At 62.6% G+C, this 16424-nt stretch carries 13 protein-coding genes; 10 read left to right on the top strand and 3 right to left on the bottom strand.

The features are described from left to right. Positions 1-93 precede the first annotated feature (93 nt). Positions 94-1053, top strand: a complete 960-nt coding sequence (locus tag G7020_RS07420; protein WP_272872413.1) for a LysR family transcriptional regulator — start codon at positions 94-96, stop codon at positions 1051-1053. On the opposite strand, the gene G7020_RS07415 is transcribed toward G7020_RS07420, so the two are convergent. Together G7020_RS07415 and hexR are read right to left on the bottom strand one after the other, a co-directional pair. After that, complete coding sequence (locus G7020_RS07415; protein ID WP_181083274.1) at positions 998-1204, bottom strand: PA3496 family putative envelope integrity protein; 207 nt, start codon at positions 1202-1204, stop codon at positions 998-1000. The genes G7020_RS07420 and G7020_RS07415 overlap by 56 nt on opposite strands. Positions 1205-1302: 98 nt before the next feature. Beyond that, entirely contained in the window at positions 1303-2169 is an 867-nt protein-coding gene (gene hexR, locus G7020_RS07410; protein WP_181083273.1) for a transcriptional regulator HexR, read from the bottom strand. 321 nt (positions 2170-2490) lie between these two features. Here hexR and zwf point away from each other — a divergent pair, with 321 nt between their 5' ends. The 8 genes from zwf to yegQ all read left to right on the top strand — a co-directional run bounded on the left by zwf (position 2491) and on the right by yegQ (position 11388). After that, positions 2491-3933: a glucose-6-phosphate dehydrogenase gene (gene zwf, locus G7020_RS07405; RefSeq protein WP_181083272.1), complete on the top strand. Its 1443-nt coding sequence runs from the start codon at positions 2491-2493 to the stop codon at positions 3931-3933. Between the two features lie 634 nt (positions 3934-4567). Further along, complete coding sequence (gene ectA / locus G7020_RS07400) at positions 4568-5098, top strand: diaminobutyrate acetyltransferase (RefSeq protein ID WP_181083271.1); 531 nt, start codon at positions 4568-4570, stop codon at positions 5096-5098. Beyond that, positions 5095-6369 carry a diaminobutyrate--2-oxoglutarate transaminase gene (gene ectB / locus G7020_RS07395; protein ID WP_181083269.1) on the top strand — a complete coding sequence of 425 codons (1275 nt, stop codon included), beginning with the start codon at positions 5095-5097 and terminating at the stop codon, positions 6367-6369. The genes ectA and ectB overlap by 4 nt, the downstream gene beginning before the upstream one ends. 19 nt (positions 6370-6388) lie before the next feature. Then, positions 6389-6787 (top strand): ectoine synthase, encoded by a 399-nt coding sequence (locus tag G7020_RS07390; RefSeq protein WP_181083267.1) that lies wholly within the window; start codon positions 6389-6391, stop codon positions 6785-6787. A gap of 71 nt (positions 6788-6858) precedes the next feature. Beyond that, positions 6859-7767: an ectoine hydroxylase gene (thpD, locus tag G7020_RS07385; RefSeq protein WP_181083354.1), complete on the top strand. Its 909-nt coding sequence runs from the start codon at positions 6859-6861 to the stop codon at positions 7765-7767. Positions 7768-7866: 99 nt separating this feature from the next. Continuing rightward, entirely contained in the window at positions 7867-9297 is a 1431-nt protein-coding gene (locus G7020_RS07380) for an aspartate kinase (protein WP_181083265.1), read from the top strand. 227 nt (positions 9298-9524) lie between these two features. After that, entirely contained in the window at positions 9525-9743 is a 219-nt protein-coding gene (locus tag G7020_RS07375) for a YdcH family protein (protein ID WP_181083263.1), read from the top strand. Between the two features lie 286 nt (positions 9744-10029). Beyond that, on the top strand, positions 10030-11388 hold the full coding sequence (yegQ, locus tag G7020_RS07370; protein WP_181083261.1) for a tRNA 5-hydroxyuridine modification protein YegQ: 1359 nt from the start codon (positions 10030-10032) through the stop codon (positions 11386-11388). A gap of 118 nt (positions 11389-11506) precedes the next feature. Here yegQ and G7020_RS07365 read toward each other — a convergent pair whose 3' ends face one another. Further along, positions 11507-13876 (bottom strand): putative bifunctional diguanylate cyclase/phosphodiesterase, encoded by a 2370-nt coding sequence (locus G7020_RS07365; protein WP_181083259.1) that lies wholly within the window; start codon positions 13874-13876, stop codon positions 11507-11509. A gap of 175 nt (positions 13877-14051) precedes the next feature. Here G7020_RS07365 and uvrD point away from each other — a divergent pair, with 175 nt between their 5' ends. Then, positions 14052-16241 carry a DNA helicase II gene (uvrD, locus tag G7020_RS07360; protein WP_181083257.1) on the top strand — a complete coding sequence of 730 codons (2190 nt, stop codon included), beginning with the start codon at positions 14052-14054 and terminating at the stop codon, positions 16239-16241. Positions 16242-16424: the final 183 nt, after the last annotated feature.

Here is a 16424-nt window from a genome sequence, read left to right as displayed (position 1 = left end):
ATTAGAGATAAGTAAAAACTTATAGCTGTGCCAGAATGCACACTCGTCCATACCGATACAGCGGAAAAACAACGGAAAAAGGCAGCGAAAACGATGCGAAGATCGCTGATGCGCATAACCCTGCGCCAACTACAGATTTTCCGCGCGGTCTGCGAAAGCCGCTCCTATAGTCGTGCGGCGGAAGAAATGGCGCTGACTCAGCCCGCGGTGAGTCTGCAGATCCGTCAACTGGAAGAGCTGGTGGGCCAGCCGCTGTTCGAATACCTCGGCAAGAAGCTCTACCTCACCGACGCCGCCGAAGCGCTGCAACGCGCCAGTACCGACATCTTCGGTCGACTGGACAGCCTCGACATGCAGCTTTCCGACCTGCGCGGCTCGCTGCAGGGGCAGTTGAACCTGGCGGTGGAATCGAGCGCCAAGTACATCACCCCGCACCTGTTCGCAGCCTTCAAGCGCCAGCATCCGGACGTCAGCCTGCAGCTGCTGGTGGTCAACCATGCCCAGGCGGTCAAACGCCTGTCGGTGAGCCGCGACGACCTGCTGATCATGTCGCAGGTGCCGACCGACATGGATCTGGAGTTCCTGCCCTTTCTCGACAACCCGATCATCGCCGTGGCGCCGCCCGGACATCCGCTGAGCCATGCCGCCGAATTGTCGCTGCAGGACCTGACACCCTACCCGCTGCTGGTTCGCGAGCCCGGCTCCGGCACGCGCAAGGCCAGCGAAGACTATCTGCGGCAAAAGCGTGCGCATTTCGCCCAGACCATTCAGGTGGCCTCGCTGGACGCGCTCTGCGAAGGCGTGGTGGCCGGCCTGGGCGTGGCGCTGCTGCCGCGTCACGCCGTACATCTGGAACTGGCCAGCGGGCTGCTGCGCGAGTTGCCGGTGGTGGAATTGCCGCTGTACCGCAGCTGGTGCGTGGTGCATCCGCGCGGCAAACGCCTGAGCCCGGTGGCCCAGGCGTTCTTTACCTTCATCCGTGAAGAACGCAGCCAGATCAGCGCGCTGGCGACGCGCTTTGCCGGTACGCCGCTGCACCACGATCGATACTGAGCAGCTCGGGAAACTCCATCAGCTGCGCCTGCAACCGGCGCTGTTCGTCATGGTTTTCGATCGCGCGGCGAAAATACATGCGCCGTTCGTCCTGCTGCTTGCGACGGGCGCGGGCTTCGAGATTGACATAGGCTTCGCGGTACTGGGACATGTGCTGTTCTCCCGAAACAGGATTGAGGGGAGGTCAGCATCGAAGCAGCGGGTTACGCCATGAAGTCAGTCCGATGACAGCCGGATGACGACAGCCCGTCAGTCGTCCTGCGGCTTCACCGACTTCGGCGACAGCCTCAGGCTGCGCAGGCTGCGCTTGACGCTTTTCAGGTGGTTGACCAGGTTCGGGCCGCGCGCCATGGCCACGCCCATGGCCAGCACGTCGATCACCACCAGATGGGCGATACGCGAGGTCAGCGGCGTGTAGATCTCGGTGTCTTCCTGCACGTCGATGGCCAGATTGATGGTCGCCAGTTCCGCCAGCGGCGTCTGGCTCGGGCAGAGGGTGATCAGTGTCGCGCCGGACTCGCGCACTACATTGGCGGTGATCAGCAGGTCCTTGGAGCGCCCCGACTGCGAGATGCAGATCGCCACGTCGGTGGGCTTGAGGGTCACTGCCGACATCGCCTGCATGTGCGGGTCCGAATAGGCCGCGGCGCTGAGCAGCAGACGGAAGAACTTGTGCTGGGCATCGGTGGCCACCGCGCCGGATGCGCCGAAGCCGTAGAATTCCACACGCTCGGCCTTGGCCATGGCGGCGATGGCCTGCTCCAGCGCGGCGGGATCGAGATGCTCACGCACCTCCATCAGGGTGTGCAGCGTGGTGTCGAAGATCTTCTGGCTGATGTCGCTGGTCGAATCGTTCTCGCTGATGGCGAACTGGCCGAAGCTGGCGCCGGCGGCCAGGCTCTGGGCCAGTTTCAGCTTGAGATCCTGGAAGCCCAGGCAGCCAATGGCCCGGCAGAAGCGCACGATGGTCGGCTCGCTGACGCCGACCACATGGGCCAGATCGGCCATGGAGCTGTGCATCACCGATGCCGGGTCGAGCAGTACATGGTCTGCCACCTTCAATTCGGACTTGCGCAGCAGGCTTCTCGATTGGGCAATATGTTGCAGCAGGTTCACGGGGCAGGCTCGCTATGCTCGGCACCTGACGGCGGCACACGCGCAACGCCGCGCATGGCCCTAGCCTGTCAGACTTTGTGTAGTGGGCTTGTAGTTATACTACAAGAACCGCAACATCGCCCACCTTGGACTGTCGAAAACCATCTGCCATCCAGGTTGTTTGATCAGCAGGCCGTTGAAAACGTTGGCGAGGCAGGCAAGACGAGGCAAAAACAGACGAGGAAGCGGAGTTTAGTGTTCTAAATGAGCATTTCGAGTCCGTTTTTAACGAAGTATTGCCAACGCAGGTAGTTTTCAATGGCTTGCTAGAGGAGTGATATCGTGTCCATCCCCTGCGACATGCTGGTCTTTGGCGGCACCGGAGACCTGGCGCTGCACAAGCTCATCCCCGCGCTCTATCACCTGCATCGCGAAGGGCGCATGCACCAGGACGTGCGCATTCTCGCGATCGCCCGCAAGCGCCTGGATCGCACCGCCTATCTGACTCTGGCCGAGCGCCATTGCCGGGCACAGGTGGCGCGCGAAGAATTCGAAGCGGGCGTCTGGCAGGCGTTCAGCCAGCGCCTCGACTACTTCTCCATGGACGCCTCCCTGCGCGGCGAATTCGTCCGCCTGGCCCATTACCTGGGGCAGACCGAAGGCCGCGTGCGCGTGCATTACCTGGCCACCGCGCCCGACCTGTTCGAGCCGATTGCCTCGAATCTAGAAAGCGCCGGGCTGGCCGGAAAAAACGCCCGCATCGTGCTGGAAAAACCCATCGGGCATTCACTCGATTCGGCGCTGTCGATCAATGCCGCCATCGGCCAGATGTTCCCCGAGCCACGGATCTACCGGATCGACCATTACCTGGGCAAGGAAACCGTGCAGAACCTCATGGCGCTGCGTTTCGCCAATGCGCTGTTCGAGCCGATCTGGCGCGCCGGGCATATCGACAACGTGCAGATCACCGTGGCCGAAACCCTCGGCGTGGAAAATCGCGGCAGCTACTACGACAACGCCGGCGCCATGCGCGACATGCTGCAGAATCACCTGCTGCAACTGCTCTGCCTGGTGGCCATGGAAGCGCCGGTGCGCTTCAACGCCGAGTCGGTGCGCAACGAGAAGGTCAAGGTGCTCGAAGCGCTCAAGCCCATCGAAGGACGCGACGTGCAGGACAAGACCGTACGCGGCCAGTACGGCGCCGGGCGGATCGGCGGACATGACGTGCCGGCCTACTACTTCGAGAAGAACATCGACAACGACAGCGATACCGAAACCTTCGTCGCGGTGAAAGCCGAAATCGACAACTGGCGCTGGGCCGGTGTGCCCTTCTACCTGCGCACCGGCAAGCGCATGGCCAGCAAGCGCTCGGAGATCATCATCACCTTCAAGCCGGTGCCGCACATGCTGTTCAGCAAGGGCGAGACCAACCGCCTGGTAATCCGCCTGCAGCCCGAGGAAAGCATCAGCCTGCAACTGATGGCCAAGGCGCCCGGCAAGGGCATGCAACTGGAGCCGGTGGAGCTGGACCTGAATCTGGTTCACGCCTTCAGCAGCACGCGCCGCTGGGAAGCCTACGAGCGCTTGTTGCTGGATGTCATCGAGGGCGACTCGACGCTGTTCATGCGTCGCGACGAAGTGGAGGCCGCCTGGCGCTGGGTCGATCCGATCCTGCGCGGCTGGCACAGCCACTATCGCAAACCGCGCCCCTACCCGGCCGGCACCGATGGCCCCGAACAGGCCCATCAGCTGATCGAGCGACAGGGCAGCCAGTGGCGGCGCTGACGGGCGGCTGCGGAACGTCCCCAATCCCCCGGATAATGCGAAACAGAGCGGCTCAGTACATATTCAGGAAAGTATCCGACACATCAGCTGACAACTCACCTGAAACTTCCCGAATACCGCGGCGAGCAACTCTTCACTGATTATTTTTCCTCTTACTCAGGATGGATAATTCTGTGTCGCCATGTCGGCGATATCATGACTGAATATTGGTGACGCACTGCGCCCATTCGCAGGGACTGATCCCGCCGTATTTCAGCCTCCTTGTCCCGGCTTGATCGCTCACCCATCGCAAGCCTTTCCGGGGCTCGCAGAAAATCTTTACTGAAAGCCTGAAACGCCCGCAGCTCAAGGCTTTCGGCAATTACGCCCAGGGCGTTGCCGAACACTTGAATGACACTCACCGCAACACCCCGGAACCCACTTATTCACAGGCTGCAACTTCGCTGAATATATCGATGGATATCAAGGGCATTCTCGGCTGAATATCCTGAAGATTCAGCCAGCAGATATGCAGCCAACATGCGCGGCATTCAATGCTTATCTGCGGACTGATGGCGGAGTTCGGGTTGAGAAATGATTTTTCCTGTGTTTATCCTAGTAAAGGATTTCAATCAGCAACCCCAAAGGACTTGTTTTGAGTGTTCCTACCGTAACGCTCCGTCGCCCAACCGACGGCGACGGTTTTGCCCTCCACGCACTGGTAGCACGTTGCCAGCCGCTGGATACCAACTCGGTCTACTGCAACCTGCTGCAGTGCTCCGATTTCGCCGATACCGCCATGGCTGCCGAAGATGCACAGGGTCAGCTGGTCGGTTTCATTTCCGGTTACCGCCCGCCTTCCCGCCCGGACACCTTGTTCGTCTGGCAGGTCGCGGTAGACGCCTCGATGCGCGGCCAGGGTCTGGCTCTGCGCATGCTGATGGCCCTGACTCACCGGGTCGCCACTCAGGGCGTCCGTTTCATGGAAACGACCATCTCGCCCGATAACGGCGCCTCCCAGGCCCTGTTCAGGAAAGCCTTCGCACAGCTGGGCGCCGACTACGACACCCGCACCCTATTTTCCCGCGCCGTGCATTTTGCCGGCCAGCACGAAGACGAAGTGCTGTACCGGGCTGGCCCGTTCGACATTCCGAATCCAGAAGAAAAATCAGAGGAAACAGTATGAAAACCTTCGAACTGCACGAATCCGGCGTTCGCAGCTACTGCCGCTCTTTTCCCGTGATCTTCAAGCAGGCGCGTGGCGCCGAGCTGGTCACCCGCGACGGCAAGACCTACATCGATTTTCTCGCCGGCGCCGGCACGCTCAACTACGGCCACAACCATCCGGTGCTCAAGCAGGCGCTGCTCGACTACATCAGCGACGATGGCATCACCCACGGCCTGGATATGTATTCCGACGCCAAGGAGCGTTTCCTCGAAACCTTCTCCCGGCTGATCCTCAAGCCGCGCGGCATGGACTACGTCATGCAGTTCACCGGCCCCACCGGCACCAACGCGGTGGAAGCCGCGCTGAAGCTGGCGCGCAAGGTGACGGGGCGCAGCAATGTCATCAGCTTCACCAATGGCTTCCACGGCTGCAGCATCGGCGCCCTGGCGGCGACCGGCAACCAGCATCACCGTGGCGCCGCCGGCGTACCGCTGACCGACGTCAGCCGCATGCCCTACGCCAACTATTTCGGCGACAAGGTCAACACCATCGCCATGATGGACAAGCTGCTGACCGACCCGTCCAGCGGCATCGACAAGCCGGCGGCGGTGATCGTCGAGGTGGTTCAGGGTGAAGGCGGCCTGAACGCCGCGTCCGCCGAGTGGGTGCGCAAGCTGGAAAAACTCTGCCGCAAGCACGACATGCTGCTGATCGTCGACGACATCCAGGCCGGCTGTGGCCGTACCGGCAGCTTCTTCAGCTTCGAGGACATGGGCATCAAGCCGGACATGATCACCCTGTCCAAGTCGCTGTCGGGCTTCGGCCTGCCGTTCGCCATGGTGCTGCTGCGCAAGGAGCTCGACCAGTGGAGCCCCGGCGAGCACAACGGCACCTTCCGCGGCAACAACCACGCCTTCGTCACCGCCACCGCCGCGCTGGAGCATTTCTGGCAGGACGACGAATTCGCCCAGAGCGTGCGCGCCAAGGGCAAGCGCATCGCCGACGGCATGCACAAGATCGTCCGCCGCTATGGCCCGGACTCCCTGTTCGTCAAGGGGCGCGGGATGATGATCGGCATCAGTTGCCCGGATGGCGACACCGCCGCCGCCATCTGCCGCCATGCCTTCGACAACGGCCTGGTGGTCGAGACCAGCGGCGCCCACAGCGAAGTGGTCAAGTGCCTCTGCCCGCTGGTGATCAGCGAAGAGCAGATCGACAAGGCCATGAGCATTCTGGACAAGGCGTTCGCCGCCGTGATGGCCGATCAGGCCGCGCACCAGGCCTCCTGATTTTCGAGGAATTGAAAAAATGATCGTACGTACCCTCGCCGAATGCGAGCAGTCCAACCGCAAGATCGTCACCGAAACCTGGGACAGCACACGCATGCTGCTCAAGGACGACAACATGGGCTTCTCCTTCCACATCACCACCATCTACGCCAACACCGAGACGCACATCCACTACCAGAACCACCTGGAGTCGGTGTACTGCATCAGCGGCAACGGCGAGATCGAGACCATCGCCGACGGCAAGATCTACAAGATCGAAGCCGGCACGCTGTACATCCTCGACAAGCACGACGAGCACCTGCTGCGCGGCGGCAGCGAGGACATGAAGATGGCCTGCGTCTTCAACCCACCGCTCAACGGCAAGGAAGTTCATGACGAAAGCGGTGTCTACCCGCTGGAGGCCGAAACCCTCGCCTGACAGGCCAGGCGGGTGCAATGCCGCGCCCGCCGCTCGCCAAGCAACCGAAAGGAGAATGCGAAGTGAACCCCGTGCAAGCCGACCACTACCCTTCACGCCAGCATGACGAACCGCGCTGGCAGGAGCGTCTGGACCCGGTTATCCATCGCACCGACCTGACCAACGCTCCCATCACCGCAGAACAGATCGAACGCTTCGAGCGTGACGGTTATCTGGTCATCCCCAATCTCTTCAGCACCGAGGAAGTCGCCGTATTCCGCGACGAGCTCGACCGTATGCGCCAGGACCAGGCTGTCGCCGAATCCGGCAAGACCATCCGCGAACCCGGCAGCGGCGCGATCCGCTCGGTGTTCGCCATCCACAGGGACAATGCCCTGTTCGCCCGCGTCGCGACCGACGAGCGCACCGCCGCCATCGCCCGCTTCATTCTCGGCGGCGACATCTATGTGCATCAGTCGCGGATGAATTTCAAACCGGGCTTCACCGGCAAGGAGTTCTACTGGCACTCGGATTTCGAAACCTGGCACGTCGAGGACGGCCTGCCGCGCATGCGCACTCTCAGCTGCTCGATCCTGCTGACCGACAACGAGCCGCACAACGGCCCGCTGATGCTGATTCCCGGCTCGCACCGGCACTACATCCACTGCGTGGGTGCGACCCCCGAGAACCACTATGAAAAGTCCCTGCGCAAGCAGGAGCTTGGCGTACCGGATCACGACAGCCTGACCCGGCTGGCCGAGCGCTACGGCATCGACACCGCCACCGCGCCGGCGGGCAGCGTGCTGTTCTTCGACTGCAACACCATGCACGGCTCCAACAGCAACATCACCCCCAAAGCGCGCAGCAATCTGTTCTATGTCTACAACCATGTGGATAATGCTGCCCAGGCGCCGTTCTGCGGGCTCGCACCACGCCCCGACTTCGTTGCCGAGCGTGAGGATTTCACTCCGCTGCAGATCCAGCCACAACAGTATCTCTGACCTTCATGAAAGCATTTTCGCAACGCGGGAATGCTTTGCGTCTGGTTGCGAAGCCGGACCAGGGATGACAATTCACCCCCAAGACGGGACGTTGAATCGATGCATACCGTAGAAAAGATCGGCGGCACCTCCATGAGCCGCTTCGACGAGCTACTCGACAACATCTTCATCGGCCAGCGCGAAGGCGCCCAGCTGTATCAGCGGGTCTTCGTGGTTTCGGCCTACAGCGGCATGACCAACCTGCTGCTGGAACACAAGAAGACCGGCGAGCCGGGCGTCTACCAGCGTTTCGCCGACGCCCAGAACGAAGGCGCCTGGCTCGATACCCTGCAGGCCGTGCGCCAGCGCATGCTGGAGAAGAACGCCGAACTGTTCCCCGGCGATTTCGAGCGCCATGCCGCCGACCAGTTCATCAACGCCCGCATCGACGATGCCCGTGAATGCATGAGCAGCCTGCAGCGCCTGTGCGCCTATGGCCACTTCCAGCTCGGCGAACACCTGATGAAAGTGCGCGAAATGCTCGCCTCGCTGGGTGAGGCACACAGCGCCTTCAACGCCGTGCTGGCACTCAAGCATCGCGGCATCAATGCGCGCATGGTCGACCTGACCGGCTGGCACTGCGATTCGCCGCTACCCTTCGAGGACATGGTTCGCGAGAGTTTCGAAGGCGTCGACCTGAGCCGCGAACTGGTGATCGCCACCGGCTACACCCATTGCAGCGAAGGCCTGATGAACACCTTCGACCGTGGCTACAGCGAGATCACCTTCGCCCAGATCGCCGCCGCCACCGGCGCACGCGAGGCGATCATCCACAAGGAATTCCATCTGTCTTCCGCCGACCCGAATCTGGTCGGCGCCGACAAGGTGGTGACCATCGGTCGCACCAACTATGACGTGGCCGACCAGCTGTCCAACCTCGGCATGGAAGCGATCCATCCGCGCGCGGCCAAGACCCTGCGCCGCGCCGGTATCAAGCTGCGCATCAAGAACGCCTTCGAGCCCGAGCACGCCGGCACCCTCATCAGCCAGGACTACAAGAGCGAGAAGCCCTGCGTGGAAATCATCGCGGGCCGCAAGGACGTCTTCGGTATCGGCGTGTTCGACCAGGACATGCTCGGCGACGTGGCCTACGACATCGAGATCAGCAAGCTGCTCAAGCAGCTCAAGCTCTACGTGGTGAACAAGGACTCGGACGCCAACAGCATCACCTACTACGCCTCGGGTTCGCGCAAACTGATCAACCGCGCCGCGCGGCTGATTGAAGAGACCTATCCGGCAGCTGAAGTCACGGTGCACAACGTCGCCATCGTCTCGGCGATCGGCTCGGACCTCAAGGTCAAGGGCATCCTCGCCAAGACCGTCGCGGCGCTGGCCGAGGCCGGCATCAGCATCCAGGCGATCCACCAGTCGATTCGCCAGGTGGAGATGCAGTGCGTGGTCAACGAGGAAGATTACGACAACGCCATCGCCGCGCTGCACCGCGCGCTGATCGAACCGGAAAACCACGGCGACGTGATCGCTGCGGCGTAACGCCATGCCGGGCTTCAAGAGCCGCCGGGCCTGACACCGTCACGCCCGGCGGTTTGCTTTCGAATAACGAAACTCGACCACGGGCCGCCAAATCGCCAGCATGACGCCCGTCAATATCGCTCATGCAAGGCAGGGTCACTATGAAACCGGAACGCAGGTTGCGGCCCGCATCGCCATCGGCAGCACCGCCTGCCAGCGCTCCGTCCCAGCCATGCACAGGAGCTCACATGTTTCCCGAATACCGCGAACTGATCAGCCGTCTGAAATCCGAAGACGCACATTTCAACAACCTGTTCGACGAGCACAACGAACTGGACCAGCGCATCAAGAACATGGAGGCGCGCATCATTCCCGGCACCGATACCGAGATCGAAAACCTGAAGAAGGAAAAGCTGCTCATCAAGGACCGTCTGTACGACGTTCTCAAGGACGCAACCGTCGCCTGAGCCCTGCGCCCCGCTTGCCGGGGCGCAACCCCTTCGCGGCTGCAGCCGCTCCGCGCAAAGCCGGTGCACACCGGCGCAGGCACTTGTAGGTCGGATTAGCCGAAGGCGTAATCCGACAGTCCGAAGGCGTAATCCGACGAGCAAAGCGCCGGCTCTCACCATGTCTGGCCTGTCCCATCGTCGGGTCGATGAAGCGAAACCCCGATGCCGGTCCATCGGTCGCGCAATCCTCGGTCGGGCGCAGTAAAATGCCGCGTTTCTCCAACGCCCTGCGAGTTCCCGCGCCATGAGCACCCCTTTCCGCCCCGAACTGCTGTCGCCTGCCGGCACGCTCAAATCCATGCGCTACGCCTTCGCCTACGGTGCCGACGCGGTCTACGCCGGGCAGCCGCGCTACAGCCTGCGGGTGCGCAACAACGAGTTCGGCCATGCCAACCTCAAGCTCGGCATCGACGAAGCGCACGCGCTGGGCAAGCAGTTCTACGTGGTGGTCAACATCGCCCCGCACAACGCCAAGCTGAAGACCTTCATCAAGGATCTGGCGCCAGTGGTGGCGATGGGGCCGGATGCGCTGATCATGTCCGATCCCGGTCTTATCATGCTGGTGCGCCAGCATTTCCCCGAGATGACCATCCACCTCTCGGTGCAGGCCAACGCGGTGAACTGGGCCACGGTGAAGTTCTGGCACGCCCAGGGCGTGAGCCGGGTGATCCTCTCGCGTGAGCTGTCGCTGGAGGAGATCGGCGAGATCCGCGAGCAGGTGCCGGGCATGGAGCTGGAGGTGTTCGTCCACGGCGCGCTGTGCATGGCCTATTCCGGTCGCTGCCTGCTCTCGGGCTACATCAACAAGCGCGACCCTAACCAGGGCAGCTGTACCAACGCCTGCCGCTGGGAATACAAGACCCACGAAGCCAAGGAAAACGAGCTGGGCGAGGTGGTGCACCAGTACGAGCCGATTGCCGTGCAACGCACCGAGCCGACCCTTGGCGTGGGCAAGCCCACCGATGAGCTGTTCCTGCTGGAAGATTCCAGCCGCCCCGGCGAGTTCATGGAAGTCAGCGAGGACGAGCACGGCACCTACATCATGAACTCCAAGGACCTGCGCGCCGTGCAACACGTCGAGCGCCTGGTGCAAATGGGCGTGCATTCACTGAAGATCGAAGGCCGCACCAAGTCCCACTACTACGTCTCGCGCACCGCCCAGGTCTACCGCAAGGCCATCGACGATGCCGTAGCCGGCAAGCCGTTCGACAAGTCATTGATGGACACCCTCGAATCACTGGCCCACCGCGGCTACACCGAAGGCTTCCTGCGCCGTCACGTGCATGACGAATATCAGAACTACGAACGCGGCTTCTCGCTGTCCGAGCGCCAGCAGTTCGTCGGCGAACTGACCGGCGAACGCCGCAATGGCCTGGCCGAAGTGAAGGTGAAGAACCGCTTCGCCGTCGGCGACAAGCTGGAGCTGATGACGCCGCAAGGCAATCTCAACCTGCGCCTGGAGCGGCTGGAAAACAAGCGCGGCGAGTCAATCGACGTCGCGCCGGGCGACGGCCACACCGTTTACCTGTCCGTGCCGGAAGACGTGGATCTGCAATACGCCCTGCTGATGCGTGAGCTGGAAAGCGGCACGACACGCAGCTGAAAACGTAGCCTGTAGGGCGGACTTGCCCGCGAGCTTTGGCGGTGGCTTCGACCCTACGGTTTATGGCGTTGCCTGGATGTAGAGCGGGTTGTCGGATTACGCCTTCGGCTAATCCGACCTACCGCAGCAACTCGGCGAGCTGCCCGGCGGGTACCGGGCGGCTGATCAGGTAGCCCTGGATCTCGTCGCAGCGCTGTTCCTTGAGGAAATCCATCTGCGCCTGGGTCTCGACGCCCTCGGCTACCACTTTCAGCTCCAGGCTGTGGACCATGGCGATGATGGCGCGGACGATGGCGGCATCTTCGCCGAACTGCTCCAGTTCGGAGATGAAGGAGCGGTCGATCTTGACGAAATCCACCGGGAAGCGCTTGAGGTAGCTGAGTGACGAATAGCCGGTGCCGAAATCATCGATGGCCAGCTTGACCCCCAGCGCACGCAGCTGACGGCTGATATTGATGGCATTGTCGATATCGTCGAGCAACTGGCTTTCGGTCAGTTCGAGCTCAAGCATCTGCGCCGGCAGCCCGGTGTCCTCCAGCACCTGGCGCACCAGACTGACGAAATTGCCCTGGCGCAACTGCTTGACTGACAGATTCACAGACACGCGGATCTCCGCCAGCCCGTCCTGTTGCCACTGGCGCGCCTGACGGCAGGCCTGGCGCAGGACGAACTCGCCCAACGGAATGATCAGCCCGGTCTCCTCGGCCAGCGCAATGAAGTAACCCGGCGCCAGCAGGCCCTGCTGCGGGTGATGCCAGCGCACCAGCGCCTCGGCGGCATCGAGACGATCTTCTACCAGGTTCAGCCGTGGTTGATAGAACACCTCCAGCTGTCCCTCGTCGATGGCCCGGCGTAGCTGGTTTTCCAGCTTTAGATTTTCCAGGCTGGGAACCCGCAGGCGCTCGGTGAAGAACTGCAGGGTATTGCCGCCCAGATGCTTGGCGTGCCGCATGGCCATGTTCGCCTGCAGCAGCAGCGTGGTGGCGTCACGCGCATTGTCGGGCATCAGGCTGACCCCGATGGAGGCGCCAAGCACCAGTTCCTGGCCATCTACGACGATCGGCTTGCCGATACGCGACAGCAGGCGACTGCCGCTGTGCGCCAGGTTGGAGAGGCTGCCATAGGCTTCGAGCACCACCACGAACTCATCGCCCGACAGCCGTGCAATGGTGTTGGCGCTGGAAAAGGTATGCGACAGACGCCGGGAGACCTCACACAACAGGCGGTCGGCCACTTCATGGCCCAGACTCTCGTTGAGGATCTTGAAACGGTCGAGGTCGATATAAAGGACCGCCAGGCCATGACTGCTGTGACGTCCACGCTCGCAGGCGCTTTGCAGGCGCTCCTTGAGCAGGGTGCGATTGCCCAGGCCGGTGAGCTCGTCGAAGTGCGAGAGGTAGCGCAAACGCTCCTCCACCTGGCGCCGGGCACTGAGATCGGAGAGGAAGGCCACCACATTGGCAATACCGCCATCGGCATCGCGAACCACCTGCAGTTGCACCCACTGTGGATAGACCTCGCCGCTCTTGCGGGTCTTGAGCAGCTCGCCCTGCCAGCAGCCCTCGCGCAGCAGCGCAGTACGCATCGTTTCGTATTGCTGACGGCTGCTTTCGCTGCTGGCCAGTTGCGCCAGACGGTAACCGACCAGTTCCTCGCGGCTGTAGCCGGACAGGGCACAACAGGCATCGTTGACGGCCAGCAGGCGGAATTCGGCATCCATGATGACCATGCCTTCGCCCGCCGCGTCGAACAGGGTCGTCGCCACCCGCTGCTGCAGCCCGTCGCAAGGCTCGACCAGACACACTTCGGCATCCGGCATGGATCGGGCCACCGTCGGCTCATTCGCCTCACCGAGCAGATATTTTCCGTCCGCGATCAACAGCCGGCTGAGCTGCCAGGCGACCATGCACAGCGTCAGCAGGATGATCAGTAACAACACGCCCCAGCCCGGCTGCTGCTGATCGCCGCTCAGCAGCACTGCGCCTGCCGGCAACAGGCCCGGCAGGACGAGCGCAACGAAGGCCCGCCAGGAAACGACACTGGCCATGCTGCCAACGATGATCACCGAGCCAAGTGCGCCATACAGCAAGGCTTGCCGGATGAAGCTCTCGCCGGGAATCAGCGCAACGAAGGCATAGCTGAGCGTCAGCCCCGTCGCAACATTGCTCACCACGAAGGCGTGACGCCACCAGGGGCGCTGCTGATCGCTCGCGGCGGCGCGGGCAAAGGCACTCGCCTGCTGCAGTCGCAGGCTCGCCAGCAGCAGCGTCCAACCGGACCAGAGCCCCAGCTCCAGCGCCCTCACCTCGCCCCACAGCAGCCCCGCGCAGAGCAGGCTGGCGAGCGCCATAAGCACCAGCCAGACCCGCGAGCCCTGATAGAGAAGTCGCGTCCGCGCAGCCTGTTGTGCAATGCCTGTGAACTTGAAAACGGTGCGGTCCTCCCTGGCCAATGACGTCGATTGCGTTGCTTGAACGGAATCGATCATCAATTGCTCTGGAATTTCGTATAAGTATTCGGAGCCTGGTGAATATGACAGCCGCGGATAATGGCATGTTGGCAGCCCAGGGCAACACCCCCATTCCGACCAATGAATAAGCGCTCGTCTCCCGAAGACAGGTGAACGCAGCGAACCAGGCCGGTTTGCGGATACAATGGCGACCATGCACGACGATATCTCCCATCTGCTGAACTCCCTCAACGATGCCCAGCGCCAGGCCGTGGCCGCGCCGCTGGGCCGTCAACTGGTGCTCGCCGGTGCCGGCTCGGGCAAGACCCGGGTGCTGGTGCACCGCATTGCCTGGCTCAACCAGGTCGAGCATGCCTCGCTGCATTCGATCCTGTCGGTGACCTTCACCAACAAGGCCGCCGCCGAGATGCGCCAGCGCATCGAGCAGCTGCTGCAGGTCAACCCGCAAGGCATGTGGGTCGGCACCTTCCACGGCCTGGCGCACCGCTTGCTGCGCGCGCACTGGCAGGAAGCGCAGCTGGAGCAGAACTTCCAGATCCTCGATTCCGACGACCAGCAGCGCCTGGTCAAGCGGGTGATCCGCGAGCTGGGCCTCGACGAGCAGCGCTGGCCGGCGCGCCAGGCGCAGTGGTGGATCAACGCGCAGAAGGACGAAGGCTTGCGCCCGCAGAACATCCAGGCCGGCGGCGACCTGTTCCTCGCCACCCAGTTGAAGATCTACGAAGCCTACGAGCAGGCCTGCGCCCGCGCCGGGGTGATCGACTTCTCCGAGCTGCTGCTGCGCGCGCTGGACCTGTGGCGCAATCATCCGGGACTGCTGGAGCATTACCAGCGGCGCTTCCGCCATGTACTGGTGGACGAATTCCAGGACACCAACGCCGTGCAGTACGCCTGGCTGCGCCTGCTCGCCAAGGGCGGCGAGAGCCTGATGGTGGTGGGCGACGACGACCAGTCGATCTACGGCTGGCGCGGCGCGCGGATCGAGAACCTGCAGCAGTTCAGCCAGGATTTTCCAGACGCCGAGACCATCCGCCTGGAGCAGAACTACCGCTCCACCGCCTGCATCCTCAAGGCCGCCAACGCGCTGATCGCCAACAACCAGGGCCGCCTGGGCAAGGAGCTGTGGACTTCCGGCTGCGAAGGCGAGCCGATCAGCCTGTATGCCGCGTTCAACGAGCACGACGAAGCGCGCTACGTGGTCGAGAGCATCGAGAAGGCCATCCGTGAGGGCATGAGCCGCAGCGAGATCGCCATCCTCTACCGCTCCAACGCCCAGTCGCGGGTGCTGGAAGAGGCCCTGCTGCGCGAGAAGATCCCCTACCGCATCTACGGCGGCCAGCGCTTCTTCGAGCGTGCCGAGATCAAGAACGCCATGGCCTACCTGCGCCTGATCCAGATCCGCCACAACGATGCGGCGCTGGAGCGGGTGATCAACCTGCCGGCGCGCGGCATCGGCGAGAAGACCGTCGAGACCCTGCGCCAGCTGGCACGCCAGGAGGAAATCTCGCTGTGGGCGGCGCTGCACCAGGCGGTCGGCACCAAGCTCGTCTCCGGCCGCGCCGCCAGCGCGCTGAACGGCTTCGTCGAACTGATCGACACCCTCGCGCTGAAGGTCGAGAGCATGCAGTTGCACAGCATGGCGCAGCTGGTCATCGAGCAGTCCGGTCTGCTCGCCTATCACCGCGACGAAAAGGGCGAGAAGGCCCAGGCGCGGGTGGAAAACCTCGAGGAACTGGTGTCCGCCGCACGCGCCTTCGACAACTACAGCGACGAGCAGGAGGACGAGCAGACGCCGCTGGCGGCCTTCCTCGACCACGCCTCGCTGGAGGCCGGCGAACAGCAGGCCGGCGATCACGAGGACAGCGTGCAGCTGATGACTCTGCACAGCGCCAAGGGCCTGGAATTCCCACTCGTATTCCTGGTGGGCATGGAGGAAGGCCTTTTTCCGCACAAGATGAGCCTGGAGGAATCAGGCCGTCTGGAAGAGGAGCGCCGTCTGGCCTACGTCGGCATCACCCGCGCCATGCAGCAGCTGATCGTCACCTACGCCGAGACCCGACGCCTGTACGGCAGCGAGACCTACAACAAGATCTCGCGCTTCGTCCGTGAGATCCCGCCGGCGCTGATCAGCGAAGTTCGACTGAGCAACACCGTCAGCCGTTCGTTCAATACCCGAGGCATGAGCGGCGCATCGCTGTTCGACGGCGCCGGCGTGCCGGATACTCCCTTCAACCTCGGCCAGCGCGTGCGTCACTCGCTGTTCGGTGAAGGCACCATCCTCAACTTCGAAGGCGCCGGCGCCCAGGCGCGGGTGCAGGTGAATTTCGAGGATGAAGGCAGCAAGTGGCTGATGCTCAGCTATGCCAAGCTCGAAGCACTGTGAGAATGTTGGATTAGACCGTAGCCTGGATTAGCCGAAGGCGTAATCCGGGTTTCCGAAGGCGTAATCCGGTTTCCGCGGGCGTAATCCAATCGGTAGACATGATCCGACGCTTCGAGGCAGGCCTTGGCTCTGCCCGTCGGGTCGGTGAAGCGTGACCCGACCTACACCAACAAGAAACAAGGA

The sequence above is a fragment of the Stutzerimonas stutzeri genome, from assembly GCF_013522825.1.
Taxonomy (GTDB): domain Bacteria; phylum Pseudomonadota; class Gammaproteobacteria; order Pseudomonadales; family Pseudomonadaceae; genus Stutzerimonas; species Stutzerimonas stutzeri_AK.
The sequence above is the reverse complement of the archived record's forward strand: the minus strand, read 5'-3'. Positions and strand labels throughout refer to the sequence as shown.

Excerpts from the sequence above, each read along its gene's own strand:
- G7020_RS07365 (WP_181083259.1), bottom strand. The coding sequence starts at position 13,876 with ATGATCGATTCCGTTCAAGCAACGCAATCGACGTCATTGGCCAGGGAG.
- G7020_RS07415 (WP_181083274.1), bottom strand. The coding sequence starts at position 1,204 with ATGTCCCAGTACCGCGAAGCCTATGTCAATCTCGAAGCCCGCGCCCGT.
- uvrD (WP_181083257.1), top strand. The coding sequence starts at position 14,052 with ATGCACGACGATATCTCCCATCTGCTGAACTCCCTCAACGATGCCCAG.
- yegQ (WP_181083261.1), top strand. The coding sequence starts at position 10,030 with ATGAGCACCCCTTTCCGCCCCGAACTGCTGTCGCCTGCCGGCACGCTC.
- G7020_RS07380 (WP_181083265.1), top strand. The coding sequence starts at position 7,867 with ATGCATACCGTAGAAAAGATCGGCGGCACCTCCATGAGCCGCTTCGAC.
- G7020_RS07375 (WP_181083263.1), top strand. The coding sequence starts at position 9,525 with ATGTTTCCCGAATACCGCGAACTGATCAGCCGTCTGAAATCCGAAGAC.
- ectB (WP_181083269.1), top strand. The coding sequence starts at position 5,095 with ATGAAAACCTTCGAACTGCACGAATCCGGCGTTCGCAGCTACTGCCGC.
- G7020_RS07390 (WP_181083267.1), top strand. The coding sequence starts at position 6,389 with ATGATCGTACGTACCCTCGCCGAATGCGAGCAGTCCAACCGCAAGATC.
- G7020_RS07420 (WP_272872413.1), top strand. The coding sequence starts at position 94 with ATGCGAAGATCGCTGATGCGCATAACCCTGCGCCAACTACAGATTTTC.